Source organism: Amaricoccus solimangrovi, from assembly GCF_006385685.1.
GTDB lineage: Bacteria > Pseudomonadota > Alphaproteobacteria > Rhodobacterales > Rhodobacteraceae > Amaricoccus > Amaricoccus solimangrovi.
The window spans coordinates 101,834-117,492 of record NZ_VFRP01000003.1; the positions used below are offsets into that span (position 1 = coordinate 101,834).

15 protein-coding genes are annotated in these 15,659 nt (G+C 69.4%); 7 read left to right on the plus strand and 8 right to left on the minus strand.

The genetic code is table 11. The features are described 5' to 3' along the window. Positions 1-62 precede the first annotated feature (62 nt). Both hrcA and grpE read left to right on the plus strand, forming a co-directional pair. Positions 63-1,106, plus strand: coding sequence for a heat-inducible transcriptional repressor HrcA (gene hrcA, locus FJM51_RS05100; protein ID WP_140453251.1), 1,044 nt, complete (start codon positions 63-65; stop codon positions 1,104-1,106). 11 nt (positions 1,107-1,117) lie between these two features. Further along, entirely contained in the window at positions 1,118-1,699 is a 582-nt protein-coding gene (gene grpE, locus FJM51_RS05105) for a nucleotide exchange factor GrpE (RefSeq protein ID WP_140453042.1), read from the plus strand. Between the two features lie 51 nt (positions 1,700-1,750). Here the strand turns inward: grpE and FJM51_RS05110 are convergent, their stop codons facing one another. From FJM51_RS05110 to dnaK, 4 genes are all read right to left on the minus strand, one after another. Next, positions 1,751-2,356 carry a DedA family protein gene (locus tag FJM51_RS05110; RefSeq protein WP_140453043.1) on the minus strand — a complete coding sequence of 202 codons (606 nt, stop codon included), beginning with the start codon at positions 2,354-2,356 and terminating at the stop codon, positions 1,751-1,753. Then, a complete protein-coding gene (mutS, locus tag FJM51_RS05115; RefSeq protein WP_140453044.1) occupies positions 2,353-5,010 on the minus strand; it encodes a DNA mismatch repair protein MutS in 2,658 nt (885 codons plus the stop codon). The genes FJM51_RS05110 and mutS overlap by 4 nt, the downstream gene beginning before the upstream one ends. A gap of 130 nt (positions 5,011-5,140) precedes the next feature. Continuing rightward, entirely contained in the window at positions 5,141-6,277 is a 1,137-nt protein-coding gene (dnaJ, locus tag FJM51_RS05120; RefSeq protein ID WP_140453045.1) for a molecular chaperone DnaJ, read from the minus strand. A 76-nt stretch (positions 6,278-6,353) separates the two neighbouring features. Continuing rightward, on the minus strand, positions 6,354-8,270 hold the full coding sequence (gene dnaK / locus FJM51_RS05125) for a molecular chaperone DnaK (protein WP_140453046.1): 1,917 nt from the start codon (positions 8,268-8,270) through the stop codon (positions 6,354-6,356). 264 nt (positions 8,271-8,534) lie between these two features. On the opposite strand from dnaK, the gene FJM51_RS05130 reads away from it, so the two are divergent. Further along, complete coding sequence (locus FJM51_RS05130) at positions 8,535-9,776, plus strand: DUF2254 domain-containing protein (protein WP_140453047.1); 1,242 nt, start codon at positions 8,535-8,537, stop codon at positions 9,774-9,776. 4 nt (positions 9,777-9,780) lie between these two features. Then, complete coding sequence (locus tag FJM51_RS05135; RefSeq protein ID WP_140453048.1) at positions 9,781-10,377, plus strand: alpha-ketoglutarate-dependent dioxygenase AlkB family protein; 597 nt, start codon at positions 9,781-9,783, stop codon at positions 10,375-10,377. Between the two features lie 78 nt (positions 10,378-10,455). Here the strand turns inward: FJM51_RS05135 and FJM51_RS05140 are convergent, their stop codons facing one another. Together FJM51_RS05140 and FJM51_RS05145 are read right to left on the minus strand one after the other, a co-directional pair. Continuing rightward, positions 10,456-11,088 (minus strand): SH3 domain-containing protein, encoded by a 633-nt coding sequence (locus FJM51_RS05140; RefSeq protein WP_140453049.1) that lies wholly within the window; start codon positions 11,086-11,088, stop codon positions 10,456-10,458. A 38-nt stretch (positions 11,089-11,126) separates the two neighbouring features. Continuing rightward, the gene (locus tag FJM51_RS05145; RefSeq protein WP_140453050.1) at positions 11,127-11,510 is read right to left on the minus strand and encodes an acyl-CoA thioesterase; all 384 of its coding nucleotides are present in this window, start codon (positions 11,508-11,510) and stop codon (positions 11,127-11,129) included. A gap of 142 nt (positions 11,511-11,652) precedes the next feature. On the opposite strand from FJM51_RS05145, the gene cysQ reads away from it, so the two are divergent. The 3 genes from cysQ to galU all read left to right on the plus strand — a co-directional run bounded on the left by cysQ (position 11,653) and on the right by galU (position 14,312). Further along, positions 11,653-12,453, plus strand: coding sequence for a 3'(2'),5'-bisphosphate nucleotidase CysQ (gene cysQ / locus FJM51_RS05150; RefSeq protein WP_140453252.1), 801 nt, complete (start codon positions 11,653-11,655; stop codon positions 12,451-12,453). Between the two features lie 6 nt (positions 12,454-12,459). Then, positions 12,460-13,260, plus strand: coding sequence for a 3-deoxy-manno-octulosonate cytidylyltransferase (locus FJM51_RS05155; RefSeq protein WP_140453051.1), 801 nt, complete (start codon positions 12,460-12,462; stop codon positions 13,258-13,260). A 140-nt stretch (positions 13,261-13,400) separates the two neighbouring features. Next, on the plus strand, positions 13,401-14,312 hold the full coding sequence (gene galU / locus FJM51_RS05160; protein WP_140453052.1) for a UTP--glucose-1-phosphate uridylyltransferase GalU: 912 nt from the start codon (positions 13,401-13,403) through the stop codon (positions 14,310-14,312). A 202-nt stretch (positions 14,313-14,514) separates the two neighbouring features. On the opposite strand, the gene ptsN is transcribed toward galU, so the two are convergent. Both ptsN and hpf read right to left on the minus strand, forming a co-directional pair. Then, positions 14,515-14,979, minus strand: coding sequence for a PTS IIA-like nitrogen regulatory protein PtsN (ptsN, locus tag FJM51_RS05165; protein WP_140453053.1), 465 nt, complete (start codon positions 14,977-14,979; stop codon positions 14,515-14,517). 33 nt (positions 14,980-15,012) lie between these two features. Beyond that, positions 15,013-15,594: a ribosome hibernation-promoting factor, HPF/YfiA family gene (gene hpf / locus FJM51_RS05170; protein WP_140453054.1), complete on the minus strand. Its 582-nt coding sequence runs from the start codon at positions 15,592-15,594 to the stop codon at positions 15,013-15,015. Positions 15,595-15,659 lie beyond the last annotated feature (65 nt).

Here is a 15,659-nt window from a genome sequence, read left to right on the forward strand (position 1 = left end):
GCCGGCGCAACAGAGGAATCCCGGTGTCCGCCGCGCCCCCGAACGCTTCGCCCCTGAGCCAGATGAGCGACCGCGGCCGCGAGGTTTTCCGCCGTCTCGTCGAGGCCTATCTCGAGACAGGCGAGCCGGTCGGCTCGCGCACGCTCTCCCGCTCGGTCTCCGAGAGCGTCTCGCCCGCGACCATCCGCAACGTGATGCAGGATCTCGAACTGCTCGGGCTTCTCGACAGTCCGCATGTCTCGGCCGGGCGCGTTCCGACGCAGATGGGCCTGCGGCTCTTCGTCGACGGCATCCTCGAGGTCGGCGACGTCGGCGTCACCGAACGCGCGGAGATCGAGCGCAGCCTCGGCCGGGGCGACGGCGACCTGCCGACGATCCTCGATCGCGCCGGCGAGATGCTCTCCGGCCTGACCCATGGCGCGAGCCTCGTGCTCTCGCCGAAGGCGGAGGCGCCGATCCGGCACATCGAATTCGTCTCGCTCGGCCCGGATCGCGCGCTCGTCGTGCTCGTCACCGCCGACGGCCAGGTCGAGAACCGCGTGTTCGAGCCCCCGATCGGGCTAACGCCCTCGGCGATGCGTCAGGCGGCGAATTTCCTGAACGCGATCCTGCAGGGCCGGACCCTGGGCGAGATGCGCGGCGTCGTCGCCGCGGAGATCGTCCGGCGCCGGGCGGAGCTCGACGCGCTCGCGGCGCATCTGATCGAGGACGGCACCGCCGTCTGGGCCACCGATGGCGACGGCGGCCGCGACCGCCTGATCGTGCGCGGCCGCGCCAATCTGCTCGAAGGCACCGAGGATGCCGAGCAGCTCGAACGCATCCGCGGCCTCTTCGACGATCTGGAGCGCAAGCGCGATCTGGCGCAGCTCCTGGAGCTCACCGAGGGCGGCGACGGGGTGCGCGTCTTCATCGGCTCGGAGAACAAGCTTTTTTCACTTTCCGGTTCCTCTCTCGTGGTCTCTCCCTATATGAATGCGGACCGCAAGATCATCGGCGCGGTGGGGGTGATCGGACCGACCCGGCTCAACTATGGCCGGATCGTGCCGATCGTGGACTACACCGCCCAGTTGGTCGGCCGGCTGGTCTCGAGCCGGAGCAAGGGCTAGGACGGAACATGATGGCGAAAGACAAGAACAAGCACGATCTCGAGGAGCAGTTCCTCGACGATCCGGAAAACCTCTTCGACGAGGACCAGGACGAACCGGACGCCGAGGAGATCGAGGCCGACGAGATCGCCGCGCTCCGCGTCGAGGTGGCCGAGCTGAAGGACCGCCTGCTGCGCAGCCTCGCGGAGACCGAGAACATGCGCAAGCGCGCGGAGCGCGACCGGCGCGACGCCGAGGTCTATGGCGCGACGCGGCTCGCGCGCGATCTTCTCGCGGTGCACGACAATTTCGACCGGGCGCTCGGCAATGTGACCGACGCGGTGCGCGAGGCCGCGCCCGGACTGATCGAGGGGATCGAGCTCACCCAGCGCGGCCTGCTCTCCGCCTTCGAGAAGAACAAGATCACCAAGATCAGCCCCGCCGCCGGCGACCGCTTCGACCCGAAGCTGCATCAGGCGATGTTCGAGGCCCCCGTGCCCGGCACCAAGGCCGGCGACATCATCCAGGTGATGGGCGAGGGTTTCATGATCGGCGAGCGCCTGCTGCGCCCGGCGCAGGTCGGCGTCTCCTCCGGCGGCCCCGCCGTCCAGTAGCGCGGACACCTGCCCCCCTCCCGAACCCGGTAGGGCGGACCTCGGTCCGCCCTACCCGCGCCGCCGCCCCACGATCCCCGCGACCACCAGCCCGAGGATCAGCAGCGGCGCTACCACGCTCGCGATGAGACCGAGATGGTGCCAGATCCAGGGCAGCACATCGGCCTCCCGGCCGAGCTTGTAGGCGAGCGTCACCCAGAATCCGGTCCAGAGCGCGGCGCCGAGCATGTTGGCGGCGAGAAAGCGCGGCCAAGGCATGCCCGTCGTGCCCGCGACGAGCCCGTTCAGCTGCCGGAGCAGCGCGACGAACCGCGCCACGACGACGATGATCGGACCGCGCCGGCGCATGATGTCCTCGACCCGGGCCAGCGCGCCCTCCGTCACCCCGAACCGGGCGCCGTGGCGCAGGATCACTGGGCGGCCGAGGTCGCGGCCGATCAGATAGCCGATGTTGTCGCCGAGCACCGCGCCGGCGAAGGTGGCGACCGCCACCCAGGCGAGGGGGAGCTTTCCGGCCGCGGCCGCCGCAGAGGCGGCGATGACCGCGGATTCGCCGGGCAGCGGCGCGCCGAAGGATTCAAGCGTCACGACGAGGAAGAGCGCCGCCGCGCCGTAATGCGCGAGCAGGCCCTCGATGGTGGCGGCGAAGGCGCTCATGCGATCAGCGCCTTCAGGTCGTAGACCAGCGCCAGCGCCTCGCGCGGCGAGAGCTCGTCGGGATGAACGGCGCGAAGCCGCTCCTCCGCGGCCGAAGCCGGGGGGGCGGCCGCGGCCACGGGGGAGGGAGATCGCGCCACGACGCTGAAGAGCGGCAGGTCGTCCACCAGCGTCTTCGCCTTGCCGCCCGGCTCCCGGTCGCCCTGTTCCAGCGTGTCGAGCACGACCCGCGCCCGCTCGACCACCGCCCTCGGCAGTCCCGCGAGCCGGGCGACCTGCACGCCATAGGAGCGATCCGCCGCCCCCTCGCGCACCTCATGGAGAAAGATCACGTCGCCCTCCCATTCCCGGACCGCGACGGTGGCGTTGCGCAGGCCCGGAAGCTTCTCCGCGAGCGCGGTCAGCTCGTGATAATGCGTCGCGAACAGCCCGCGGCAGCGGTTGGCGTCGTGCAGGTGTTCGAGCGTTGCCCAGGCGATCGAGAGCCCGTCATAGGTCGCCGTGCCCCGGCCAATCTCGTCGAGGATGACGAGCGCCCGTTCACCCGCCTGGTTGAGGATCGCCGCCGTCTCGACCATCTCGACCATGAAGGTGGAGCGGCCGCGGGCGAGGTCGTCCGCGGCGCCGACCCGGCTGAAGAGCTGGTCCACCACGCCGATCCGCGCCGCCGTCGCCGGAACATAGGCGCCCATCTGCGCGAGAAGCGCGATCACCGCGTTCTGGCGCAGGAAGGTCGACTTGCCCGCCATGTTCGGCCCGGTCAGCAGCCAGATCGGCCGCGCCCCGGCGCCTTCCGCGGAGAGGTCGCAATCGTTGGCGACGAAGGCGCCGCCCTCGCGCGCCAGCGCCTGCTCCACGACCGGGTGCCGGCCGCCGACGATCTCGAAGCAGCGGCTGTCGTCCACCTCCGGCCGCGTCCAGTCGAGCGCGAGCGCGAGATCGGCGAGCGCCGCGGCCAGATCCGTCTCGGCGAGCGCGCGGGCGGCGGCGGCCACCGGCCCCGACCGGTCGAGCACCGCCCGGCGCAGCGTCTCGAAGACGCGCCGCTCCAGTTCCAGCGCGTGGCCGCCCGCGTTCAGGATCTTCGTCTCGATCTCCGCGAGGGCGAGCGTCGTGAAGCGGACCGCGTTCGCCGTGGTCTGGCGGTGCATGAAGGTGGCGTTGAGCGGTTCGGCCAGCATCTTCGCCGCGTGGGTCGCCGGCGTCTCGATGAAATAGCCGAGCACGTTGTTGTGCTTCACTTTCAGCGCGTTGACGCCCGCGAGCGCGGCGTATTCCGCCTGCAATCCCGCGATCACACCCCGGCCCTCGTCCCGGAGCCGCCGGGTCTCGTCGAGCTCCGGGTCGAACCCCGCCGCGACGAAGCCGCCGTCGCGCAGGATGAGCGGCGGCTCCGCGACCAGCGCCGCGTCGAGCAGCTCCGCGAGCTCCTCGTGCCCTCCGAGCGCCGCGACGGCCTCGGCGAGCGCGCCCGGCAGATCGGGCGAGTCCAAGTCGCGGCGGAGCGCCGCCGCCTCGGCGAGCGCGTCGCGGATCGCGGTGAGATCGCGCGGTCCCCCGCGGTCGAGCGCGAGGCGCGAGAGCGCGCGCTCGAGATCCGGCACCCGCCGCAACCGCTCGCGCGCCGCCCGCGCGACCTCCGGCGCCTCGACGAAATGCGCGACCGCCGCCTGGCGCTCCCGGATCGTCGGGACATGGGCCGAGGGCGCGTTCAGCCGGATCTCGAGCAGCCGCGCCCCGCCGCCCGTCACCGTCCGGTCGATCGCCGCGAGCAGCGACCCCTCGCGCCCGCCCGAGAGCGCCCGCGTCAGTTCGAGATTGCGGCGCGTCGCCGCGTCGATCCGCATCAGCCCGCCGGCGCTTTCCCGGGCGGGCGGGCGCAGCAGCGGAAGCCGGCCCTTCTGCGTCAGTTCGAGATAGTCGACGACGCCGCCGAGCGCGGCGATCTCGACCCGCTCGAAAGCCGCGAACCCTTCGAGCGACCGGACGCCGTAGAGCCGCGCGATCCGCGCCTCCGCGGCCGCGGAATCGAAACTCGCCCGGGCGAGCGGCGTCGCGACCGCGCCCATCTCGGAGACGAGGCCGCGGAGCTCCGGCTCCAGATGGTCGGGCAGCAGCAGCTCGCTCGGCGCGATCCGCGCCAGCATCGGCCCGAGGCCGAGCCGCGCGCAGGGCGCGACCGTCACGTCCCCGGTCGAGACATCGACCCAGGCGAGCGCCCCCTCGTCCCGGATCTCGGCGAAAGCGGCGAGAAAGTTGTGGCGGCGGGATTCGAGCAGGGATTCCTCGGTCAGCGTGCCCGGCGTGACGAGCCGCGTCACCTCGCGCCGCACCACCGATTTCGAGCCGCGCTTCCTCGCCTCCGCCGGATCCTCCATCTGCTCGCAGACCGCGACGCGGAAGCCCTTGCGGATTAACGTGAGCAGGTAGCCTTCCGCGGAATGCGCCGGCACCCCGCACATCGGGATGTCCTGCCCGAGGTGCTGCCCCCGCTTCGTCAGCGCGATGTCGAGTGCCGCCGAGGCCGCCTCCGCGTCGTCGAAGAACATCTCGTAGAAGTCGCCCATCCGGTAGAAGAGCAGCGCGTCGGGATGATCCGCCTTGATGGCGAGATACTGCGCCATCATCGGCGAGACGGGGGTGCTTTCGTTCATCGGCGCTCCCAGGCGAGGCGAAGCCCGATCTATACCGGGCCGCGCCCGGCCGCGGAAGGCGCGCGCATGAAAAAGGCCCCGGCCGGATCATCCGGCGGGGGCCGTTCGCGGCCTTTCGGGCGGCGGGGCCTCAGGCCCCCTTCATCCCGTCCCAGAACCCCTTCACCCGCGAGAAGAAGTCCTGCGTCTCCGGGGAGTTGTCGCGGCCTTCCTCGTCGAACTGGCGCAGCAGTTCCTTCTGCTTGTGCGAGAGATTGACCGGCGTCTCGACCGCGAGCTCGATGTAGAGATCGCCCACCGTCGCCCCGCGCAGCGCCGGCATTCCCTTGCCGCGCAGGCGGAGCTGCTTGCCCGACTGCACGCCCGCGGGCACCTTCACCCGGGTCCGGCCGCCGTCGATCGTCGGCGCGTCGATCTCGCCGCCGAGCGCCGCGGTCGTCATCGAGACCGGGATCCGGCAATGCAGGTCCTGGTTCTCGCGCTGGAAGATCGGATGCGCCTCGACCTCGATGAAGATGTAGAGATCGCCCGGCGGTCCGCCCCGCAGCCCGGCCTCGCCCTCGCCGGCGAGCCGGATCCGGGTGCCGGTCTCCACGCCCGCGGGGATGTTCACGTTGAGCGTGCGGTCCTTGCGCACCACGCCCGAGCCGCCGCAGCCGCGGCAGGGGTTCTTGATGATCTGGCCGCGGCCGCCGCAGGTCGGGCAGGTCCGCTCGACCGTGAAGAAACCCTGCTGCGCCCGCACCTTGCCATGGCCGGAGCAGGTCGGGCAGGTCAGCGGCTCCGCGCCGCCCTCGGCGCCGGTGCCCTCGCAGACCTCGCAGGCCGCGCTGCCGGGCACGTCGATCGTCGCCTGCTTGCCGTGGAACGCGTCATCGAGCGACATCCGCAGGTTGTAGCGCAGATCGGACCCGCGCGCCCGCCGCGTCCGGCCCTGCGCGCCGCCCATGAAATCGCCGAAGAGATCCTCGAACACGTCGGAGAAGGCCGAGGCGAAATCGCCGCCGCCGTGAAAGCCCCGCGCGCCCGCGCCGCCGCCGTTCTCGAAGGCCGCGTGGCCGAACCGGTCGTAGGCGGCCTTCTTCTGGCCGTCCTTCAGGACGTCGTAGGCCTCGTTGATTTCCTTGAAATGCGCCTCGGCCTTCGGATCCTGCGCGTTGCGGTCCGGATGATGCTCCATCGCCTTCTTGCGATAGGCCTTCTTGATTTCCGCCTCCGACGCGTCGCGTCCGACGCCGAGCAGTTCGTAGTAATCGCGTTTGGCCATCCGAAATCCGTCTCTCGCTAAACGGCGGATGGCCCGCCACCCGGGCGGGCCATCCTACTCAGCACTGTGTCCGGGCTCAGGACTTCTTGCCGGAGTCGCCGAGATCCTCGAAATCGGCGTCCACGATGTCGTCGTCCTGGCTCGGCGCGGCCTCGCCGGAATCCTGCGTCTTCGCGGCGGCTTCCTGCTCGGCCTTGTAGATCGCCTCGCCGAGCTTCATCGCCGCCTCGGCCAGATCCTGGCTGCGGGCGCGGATCTTCTCGGCGCTGTCGCCTTCCATCGCTTCCTTCAGCGTCTTGATCGAGAGGTTGATCGCCTCGATCGTGGTCGGATCGACCTTGTCGCCATGATCGGCCACGGCCTTCTCGGTCGAGTGGATCCGGCTCTCGGCCTCGTTCTTGGCCTCGACCAGCTCGCGCCGCTCCTTGTCCGCCTCGGCGTTCTCCTCGGCCTCGCGCACCATCTTCTCGATGTCGGCGTCGGAAAGCCCGCCCGAGGCCTGGATCGTGATCTTCTGCTCCCGGTTCGTGCCCTTGTCCTTGGCATTCACCGACACGATGCCGTTGGCGTCGATGTCGAAGGTCACCTCGATCTGCGGCACGCCGCGCGGCGCCGGCGGGATCTGCTCGAGATTGAACTGGCCGAGCAGCTTGTTGTCCGCGGCCATCTCGCGCTCGCCCTGGAAGACCCGGATCGTCACCGCGTTCTGGTTGTCCTCGGCGGTCGAGAAGATCTGGCTCTTCTTGGTCGGGATCGTCGTGTTGCGGTCGATGAGGCGGGTGAAGACGCCGCCCAGCGTCTCGATGCCGAGCGAGAGCGGGGTCACGTCGAGCAGGACCACGTCCTTCACGTCGCCCTGGAGCACGCCGGCCTGGATCGCGGCGCCCATGGCGACGACCTCGTCCGGGTTCACCCCCTTGTGCGGCTCCTTGCCGAAGAACTTCGTCACTTCCTCGATGACCTTCGGCATGCGGGTCATGCCGCCGACGAGAACCACCTCGTCGATGTCGGACTTAGAGAGGCCGGCATCCTTCAGCGCCGCCTGGCAAGGCTTCATCGAGCGCGCGATCAGGTCGGAGACGAGCGATTCGAGCTTGGCGCGGGTCAGCTTCAGCACGAGGTGCAGCGGCTGGTGCGTCTTCGGATCCATCGAGATGAACGGCTGGTTGATCTCGGTCTGGCTCGACGAGGAGAGCTCGATCTTCGCCTTCTCCGCGGCCTCCTTCAGCCGCTGCAGCGCCATCTTGTCCTTCGTCAGGTCGACGCCGTTCTCCTTCTTGAACTCGTCCGCGAGGTACTGGACCACGCGCATGTCGAAGTCCTCGCCGCCGAGGAAGGTGTCGCCGTTCGTCGACTTCACCTCGAAGAGGCCGTCGTCGATCTCGAGGATCGAGATGTCGAAGGTGCCGCCGCCGAGGTCATAGACCGCGATCGTCTTGGTGCCGGACTTGTCGAGCCCGTAGGCGAGCGCCGCCGCCGTGGGCTCGTTGATGATCCGGAGCACGTCGAGACCGGCGATCTTGCCGGCGTCCTTCGTCGCCTGACGCTGGGCGTCGTTGAAATAGGCGGGGACGGTGATGACGGCCTGGCTGACCTTCTCGCCGAGATAGGATTCGGCGGTTTCCTTCATCTTCTGCAGGACGAAGGCGGAAATCTGCGACGGGGAGTACTTCTCGCCCTTCACCTCCACCCAGGCGTCGCCGTTCGGGCCGGGGACGATCTTGTAGGAGACCATCTCCTTGTCCTTCGCGACCATCGGGTCGTCGGTGCGACGGCCGATCAGGCGCTTGATGGCGAAGAGGGTGTTCTCGGGGTTGGTGACGGCCTGGCGCTTCGCGGCCTGCCCCACCAGCCGTTCATCGTCGGTGAAGGCGACGATCGAGGGAGTCGTACGGGCGCCCTCGGAATTCTCGATGACCTTCGCCTGACTGCCGTCCATGATCGCGACGCAGCTGTTGGTCGTGCCGAGGTCGATACCGATGACTTTGGACATGAAGCTTCCTTTCAAGCGGCGATTTCAAGTGCCGGGTCCCCTGAGAGGCCCCCGGGCTCGGATCCCAATTCCCGGCCGCTCTGAGTGTGCGGCCGCGATGCTGGCAGCTATATAGGGAGCGGGCGAAAAGCCTGCAAGCAGCCGGGGGAGGATAAAAATGGCGCGTGCCGGGAAGCTGGCGGACCGCCCCTGGCGGCTCACGGAGGGTCGAACAAGGCTCTCGGAAGCAAGGGTTTTCCGCGCGGCGCGGAGGGGGGAGACGGCATGAACTGGTGGCGGCATTTCCTTCTGCGGATCGTCCGCAAGATCTGGTTCCGCGCCGCGCTCTTCAGCCTTGGCGGGGTGCTGCTCGCGCTCGTGTCGCGGCTCCTGACGGTCGCGATGCCTGAAATGCTCGCGATCAACATCGGCCAGGATTCGGTCGACAGCATCCTCAGGATCCTCGCCTCCTCGATGCTCGCGGTGACGACCTTCTCGCTGACGGCGATGGTCCAGGCCTATTCGGCGGCGACGACCCAGGGCACGCCGCGCGCCACCCAGCTCATGCTGGCCGACCCGACCTCGCAGAACGCGCTCTCGACCTTCCTCGGCGGATTCCTGTTCTCGATCGTCGGCATCATCGCGCTTTCGACCGGCTATTACGGCGGGCAGGGGCGCACCGTGCTCTTCCTCGGCACGATCGTCGTGATCGCGCTCATCGTGATCACGCTGCTGCGCTGGATCGACCATGTGACGGGATTCGGCCGGATGGGGGATGTGATCGACCGGGTGGAGGCGGCGGCGACGCGGGCGATGCGGGCCCACGCGGCCGCGCCGCTGCTGGGCGGCCAGCCGTCCCGGATCCCGGCGCCCGACGCGATTCCGGTCCGCGCGGCGGAGGCGGGCTATGTCACGCTGATCGACGTCGCGAAGCTCGCGCGCCTGTCCGAGGCGCATGATCTCGATCTCCATCTCGAGGCGCTGCCGGGCACGCTGATCCATCAGGGCCGGCCGCTCCTGCGCGCGGAAGGCGTGGTCGAGGCGGCGACGCGGGACGCCCTCGCCTCGGCCTTCACCGTGGAGCCGCACCGCACCTTCGAGCAGGATCCGCGCCTCGGCGTGATCGCGCTCGCCGAGATCGCCTCGCGCGCGCTCTCGCCGGCGGTGAACGACCCGGGCACGGCGATCGAGGTGCTGAACGCGACCCGGCGCGTGTTCATGGCGCTGCTCGATCCGGAGACGAGCGACCCGCCGAAGCCCAGCCCGCGGCTCTTCGTGCCGGGGATCCCGCTCCGCGACATGGTGATCTCGACCTACCGTCCGATCGCGCGCGACGGCGCGGGCGTGATCGAGGTGCAGATCCGGCTGCAGAAGACCCTGGCCTCGCTCGCCGAATCGGCCTCCGATCCCGGGGTCTTCCGCGTCATGGCCGACGACTGCGCCGAACGCGCGCGCCCGATGCTCCCGCATGCCTCCGACCGCGACGCGCTCACGCTGACGCGGCGCGAGCTCGGCTTCGAGGGGTGACCGGATGATCGAGATCAACGGGGTGGAGGTTCACAAGGGCTGGCTCGACCGGGCCGCCCAGGAGGCGATGGCCGGGGATCTGCGCCGCGTCGCCCTGGCCGCGCCCTTCTTCCAGCCCGTCACGCCCTGGGGCAAGCCGATGTCGGTCCGGATGACCGCCGCGGGGAAATACGGCTGGATGACCGGCAAGGGCGGTTATCACTACGCGGCCCGGCACCCTTCCGGCGTGGCCTGGCCGCCGATTCCCGAGAGTGTGCTCGCGGTCTGGCGGCGCTTCGTCTCGGCGGAGCGGATGCCCGATTGCTGCCTCGTCAACTACTACGGCGAGAAGGCGCGGATGGGGCTGCACCGCGACGCGGACGAGGCGGATTTCTCCTGGCCGGTGCTGTCGATCAGCCTCGGCGATCCCGGGCTGTTCCGGATCGGCGGGACGGAACGGGGCGATCCGACGCGCTCGGTCCTGCTCGAGAGCGGGGACGTGGTGCTGATGGGCGGCCCGGCGCGGCTCGTCCATCACGGGGTGGACCGGATCCGCTTCGGCGGCTCGACGCTGCTCCCGAAGGGCGGCCGGATCAACCTCACCTGCCGTGTCGTGGACTGAAGCCGCGGCGCGAATATGCATTTGCATATTTGCGCGGCCCGGGCTGCTCGAAGCGAATATGCAAATGCATATTCGCCGTCACTGCCCGGACGCGTCACCCCGGGGCGCGACGGAGCAGCAGCCGGTGAGGGCGGGGGCGTCCCCCTCGCTCAGCCGCGCGCCGAGGCCGAAGGCGCGGTCGGACATGCCGTCGCCGCATTGTTCCGGCGCGATGCCGAGCGTCACGGCGCCCTCCTTGTCGCGGGCGACGACGACGCGCGAGCCGGACCCGGCCGCGCCCGTCACCCTGTCGATCGTGAGCGTCCGCTCCTCGGTATCCATGCCGCTCCGGATCAGCCGGTCGCCTTCGTGGCGGATCTCCCAGAAGGGTTCGGTGCCGAAGCAGCGCAGCGTCGGGGGCAGTTCGCCGCCCTCGGCCCAGAGATCGCCCTCGGAGCGCAGATAGTCGAGGCTGACCCAGCCCGCCCTTTCGCCGGCGTTGACCTGTCCCCATGCGCCGCCGGGATCGCGCGCGACCACCTCGACATCCGCCGCGTCGCGTCCCAGCGCGCCGATCACCGGCGCCCCGATGTCCGGTTCGGCGCGGATGTTGAGCTTCGTCTCGACTCCGGTGACCCGGTAGAGGCCGGGCAGGGAGTCCTCCGCGGCGGCGGGGAAGGCGAGGCCTGCGAGGGCGCCTGTCAGGGCGATCGTGATGAGCGGCCGGCGCATGCGTGGTCCTCCGAGGCGATGTTCGCGAGCCCGCGGGCTCATTCCGGGGCGGGCAACGGACGTTTCGCGCCCGAGTCGTCGATGGCGACGAAGATGAATCGCGCCTCGGTGACCTTGGCGAGTTCGTTACCGGGCTGGCGCCGGATCCAGGCCTCGATCTCGATCGTCATCGAGGTCCTGCCCTCGCGCACCAGCGTCGCATAGAGCGAGACCAGATCGCCGACCCGGACGGGCCGGTGGAAGGTCATCGCCTCCACGGCGACGGTCGCGACCCGGCCCCGCGCCCGTGCCCGGGCGAGCACCGAGCAGCCAAGATCCATCTGCGCCATCAGCCACCCGCCGAAGATGTCGCCATTGGCATTGGTGTCCGCCGGCATCGCGATGGTCTGGAGCGCGAGCGTGCCCCTGGGCGTTTCCGACATGTCCGCTTTCCTGATCCCCCGGGCCATCATGCAACCGATCGGGGCGCGGATTTCAAGCGTGTCTCGGTTTGCAACTCGCGTCGCGAGGCGTCATACCAATCCGAAGGGCGCCGAGGATCGCCCGGTGTTGGAGACTGAGTACATGGATTACGAGAAGATCACCGCGACGCTGCGCGCTCTGGCGCTCGAGGCCGGGGCCGAGATCATGACGGTCTATGAGGGTCCGGATTTCGAGGTGAAGTCGAAATCGGACAGTTCCCCGGTGACCGAGGCGGACGAGCGGGCGGACGCGCTGATCGCCGCCGGCCTCGCCGCCGCCTTCCCCGAGATCCCGGTGGTGACCGAGGAGCAGAGCGAGAGCCACGCGATCGCCGCGGACGTGTTCTTCCTCGTCGATCCGCTCGACGGCACCAAGGAATTCATCCAGCGCCGCGGAGATTTCACCGTGAACATCGCGCTGATCGAGAAGGGCGTGCCGACCCGGGGCGTGGTCTACGCCCCCGCAAAGGGCCGGCTCTTCTACACCGACGCCAAGGGGCGCTCGGTCGAGGAGGCGGGGCCGCATCGCGTCGATACGACGGGCGAGACCAGCGCGCTCAAGGTTTCGGTGCCCGATCCCGACGGGCTCGTGGTGGTCGCGTCGAAATCGCACCGCGACCAGGCGACCGACGACTACATCGCGCGCTACCCGGTGAGCGACTTCCGCTCGGCGGGATCCTCGCTCAAGTTCTGCCTGGTGGCCGCGGGCGAGGCGGATCTCTATCCGCGGCTCGGCCGGACGATGGAATGGGACACCGCCGCGGGGCAGGCCGTGCTGCTCGGCGCGGGCGGCAAGGTGGTGCGTTTCGACGATCTCAAGCCGCTCGGCTATGGCAAGGGCGGGTTCGAGAATCCCTTCTTCATCGCCTATGTCCCGGGCGTGAAGCTCGCCGAGGCCAGCTGACAGGCCATGCCGGTCCTGATCGTCATCCCAGCGCGCTATGCCTCCACGCGCTATCCGGGCAAGCCGCTCGCGGAACTGCGGGGCGCCTCGGGCGTGCCGCGCAGCCTGATCCGCCGCAGCTGGGACGCCGCCTGCCAGGTCGAGGGAGTCGACCGCGTGGTGGTGGCGACCGATGACCACCGGATCGCGGACGCGGCCGGGGCCTTCGGCGCCGAGGTCGTGATGACTCCCGACACCTGCCGCAACGGCACCGAACGCTGCGCGGCGGTGATCGAGCGGCTGGGCGGGGACTACGACATCGTCGTCAACCTGCAGGGCGACGCGCCGCTGACCCCGCCTTGGTTCGTCTCCGCGCTCGTCGCGGCGATGCGGGCCGATCCGGCGGCGCGGGTGGCGACGCCGGTCCTGCGCTGCGACACCGCCGCGCTGGAGGGCTTTCTCGAGGACCGGCGCCAGGGCCGGGTCGGCGGCACGACCGCGGTCTTCGACGTCAATCGCGACGCGCTCTATTTCTCCAAGGAGGTGCTGCCCTATACCGGCCGTCCGCTCCGTCCGGAGGAGGAGATCCCGGTCTTCCATCACGTCGGCGTCTACGCCTACCGGCCCGACGCGCTCGCCGCCTATCCCGGCTGGCCGGTCGGTCCGCTGGAGACCTGGGAGGGGCTGGAGCAGCTCCGCTTCATGGAGAACGGCCTGCCGGTGCGCTGCGTCGAGGTCGAGGGGCGCGGACAGGCTTTCTGGGAACTGAACAACCCTTCGGACGTTCCCCGGATCGAGGCGATCCTCAGGGACATGGGAATCGCCTAGAACGCGTGGCCGGCGGCGATCCGCCGTTAGCCAGATCGCGAAGGAATTGTCGCCGCGGAGAAATCTGTGGTAGGACAGAAGCAATTTGACGCGGAGGTCAGCTCCGCTCTTGGGGTATCAGGTGTGGTATGGGATCTCCTATGAAGAATAAAGTCACCAAGGCGGTGCTGCCCGTGGCTGGCTTTGGGACGCGGTTTCTGCCGGCGACCAAGTCGGTCCCGAAGGAGATCCTTCCCCTCGTGGACCGTCCACTCATCCAGTACACGATCGACGAGGCCCGCGCGGCCGGCATCACCGAGTTCATCTTCGTCACCTCCCGCGGCAAGAGCGCGCTCGAGGATTACTTCGACAGCGCGCCCGAACTCGAGGCCGCGCTGCGCGAGGGCAAGAAGACCAAGCTGCTCGACGTGCTGAAGCAGACCGACATGGAAAGCGGCGCGGTCGCCTATGTCCGCCAGCAGGAGCGCCGCGGCCTCGGCCACGCGGTCTGGTGCGCGCGGCGGCTGATCGGCGACGAGCCCTTCGCGGTGCTGCTGCCCGACGACGTGATCGACGCCGAGACGCCCTGCCTGAAGCAGATGATCGAGGCCTACGCGGAGCTTGGCGGCAACATGGTCGCCGCGATGGAGGTTCCGGCCGCCAACGTCTCCTCCTACGGCATTCTCGACGTGGCCGAGGATGACGGCTCGGCCGTCAAGGTCCGGGGCATGGTCGAGAAGCCGAAGCCGGAGGTGGCGCCGTCCAACCTCGCGGTGATCGGCCGCTACATCCTGTCGCCGGACGTGCTCAACAACCTCAACAACATGAAGGAAGGCGCCGGCGGCGAGATCCAGCTGACGGATGCGATCGCCGCGGAGATCTCCAGGAGCGACAACGTCCACGGCTTCCGCTTCAAGGGCCGCCGCTTCGACTGCGGCAGCCAGGCGGGCTATCTGCAGGCGACGGTGTCCTTCGGCCTCGCCCGGCCGGATCTGCGCGACGAGTTCCTGGAGTTCCTGCGCTCCTTCGTCGAACTGGAAGCGCCGCGGGCGAAGGTGGCGGCGGGCCGCTGAGACCCGCTCAGGTTGAATGGAAACGGCTCCGCCCCCCGGGCGGGGCCGTTTCCAGTTGGAGGCGGGACGAGGCGCGGGCGAGGAAAGCGGAACGGCCCGGCGGGGGAACCGCCGGGCCGGATTTCACGAAGGTCTGGTCGGGGAGGCGCGGCCCGCGCGCGGCGCCGCCGCTATCCGCCGTTTCCGGCCGGTCCGCGGCGGCTCAGGCCGCCTTCTCGGCCTTGCCTTCCGTCAGGATCGCGTAGATCGCCGACGGATCGAAGGTCGAGCGCAGCTTGGCGCAGACCGCCTCGTTCTTCAGCGTGCGCGACACGCGCGCGAGCGCCTTCAGATGCTCCGCGCCGGCGTTCTCGGGCGCGAAGAGGGCGAAGACGAGATCGACCGGCTGCCGGTCGATCGAATCGAAATCCACGGGCTTCTCCAGCCGCATGAACAGACCCACCATGCGCCGCACGCCCGCGAAACGCGCGTGCGGGATGGCCACGCCCCGTCCGACGCCGGTCGGCCCGAGGGCCTCCCGGTCCATCAGTGACTTGTAGACGAGCGCGGATGGAAGCTCGTAGACCTGCTCGGCCATGTCGGCGAGGTCCTGCAACAGTCGCTTCTTGCTGGTCGCCTTCACGGGCGCCCGCACCGCCTCGACGTTGATGATCTCCGAAAGCTCCACAACGGGGTCTCCCTGAACGATGAGAACGCGTGGTTACTGGGTATTCCGCGGGTCGATCCAGCCGATGTTGCCATCGTCACGGGTATATACCACATTCACCCCGCCATGCGCGTCATTCCGGAAGACAAGTAAATGCGCGCCGGCGAGTTCCATCTGCATGACCGCCTCGCCGACGGAAAGATGCGGAACCTTGGTTTCCATCTCGGCCACGATGACGGGCTGCAGGCTGTCGGGCTCGCTGTAATCGGCCTCGTCCGCCTGTCCGCCCTCGAGAATGTAGCTCTGCGCCTCCATCGCGAGAATGGGCTCTTCCCGGAACCGGTGGTGGTCGCGCAGCCGGCGCTTGTAGCGGCGCAGCTGCTTCTCCATCCGCTCCAGCGCGCCTTCGAAGGAGGCGTAGACCTCGCCCGCGCGCGCCTTGGCCTGGACGAGCATGCCCGTCGTCAGATGCACGGAGGCGTCGGCGACGAATTCATGGCGGTCCTTGGAGAATGTTACCACCGCGTCCACGGGGCGATCGAAGTACTTGCCGACCGCCTCCGCCAGCCGGTCTTCGACGTGAGTCCGCAGCGCGTCCCCGATGTCGATCTGCTTCCCGCTGACCTGAATGCGCATGATTTGCCCCTTGTTGACGTCGGTTCTTCCCGACGGATTCCAGACGGTCCGCCTTGCCGGGCGGA

What these genes read in the sequence shown, in the direction of transcription:
- hrcA (WP_140453251.1), top strand. Translation starts at nt 63, where the DNA reads ATGAGCGACCGCGGCCGCGAGGTTTTCCGCCGTCTCGTCGAGGCCTAT.
- grpE (WP_140453042.1), top strand. Translation starts at nt 1,118, where the DNA reads ATGGCGAAAGACAAGAACAAGCACGATCTCGAGGAGCAGTTCCTCGAC.
- FJM51_RS05110 (WP_140453043.1), bottom strand. Translation starts at nt 2,356, where the DNA reads ATGAGCGCCTTCGCCGCCACCATCGAGGGCCTGCTCGCGCATTACGGC.
- mutS (WP_140453044.1), bottom strand. Translation starts at nt 5,010, where the DNA reads ATGAACGAAAGCACCCCCGTCTCGCCGATGATGGCGCAGTATCTCGCC.
- dnaJ (WP_140453045.1), bottom strand. Translation starts at nt 6,277, where the DNA reads ATGGCCAAACGCGATTACTACGAACTGCTCGGCGTCGGACGCGACGCG.
- dnaK (WP_140453046.1), bottom strand. Translation starts at nt 8,270, where the DNA reads ATGTCCAAAGTCATCGGTATCGACCTCGGCACGACCAACAGCTGCGTC.
- FJM51_RS05130 (WP_140453047.1), top strand. Translation starts at nt 8,535, where the DNA reads ATGAACTGGTGGCGGCATTTCCTTCTGCGGATCGTCCGCAAGATCTGG.
- FJM51_RS05135 (WP_140453048.1), top strand. Translation starts at nt 9,781, where the DNA reads ATGATCGAGATCAACGGGGTGGAGGTTCACAAGGGCTGGCTCGACCGG.
- FJM51_RS05140 (WP_140453049.1), bottom strand. Translation starts at nt 11,088, where the DNA reads ATGCGCCGGCCGCTCATCACGATCGCCCTGACAGGCGCCCTCGCAGGC.
- FJM51_RS05145 (WP_140453050.1), bottom strand. Translation starts at nt 11,510, where the DNA reads ATGTCGGAAACGCCCAGGGGCACGCTCGCGCTCCAGACCATCGCGATG.
- cysQ (WP_140453252.1), top strand. Translation starts at nt 11,653, where the DNA reads ATGGATTACGAGAAGATCACCGCGACGCTGCGCGCTCTGGCGCTCGAG.
- FJM51_RS05155 (WP_140453051.1), top strand. Translation starts at nt 12,460, where the DNA reads ATGCCGGTCCTGATCGTCATCCCAGCGCGCTATGCCTCCACGCGCTAT.
- galU (WP_140453052.1), top strand. Translation starts at nt 13,401, where the DNA reads ATGAAGAATAAAGTCACCAAGGCGGTGCTGCCCGTGGCTGGCTTTGGG.
- hpf (WP_140453054.1), bottom strand. Translation starts at nt 15,594, where the DNA reads ATGCGCATTCAGGTCAGCGGGAAGCAGATCGACATCGGGGACGCGCTG.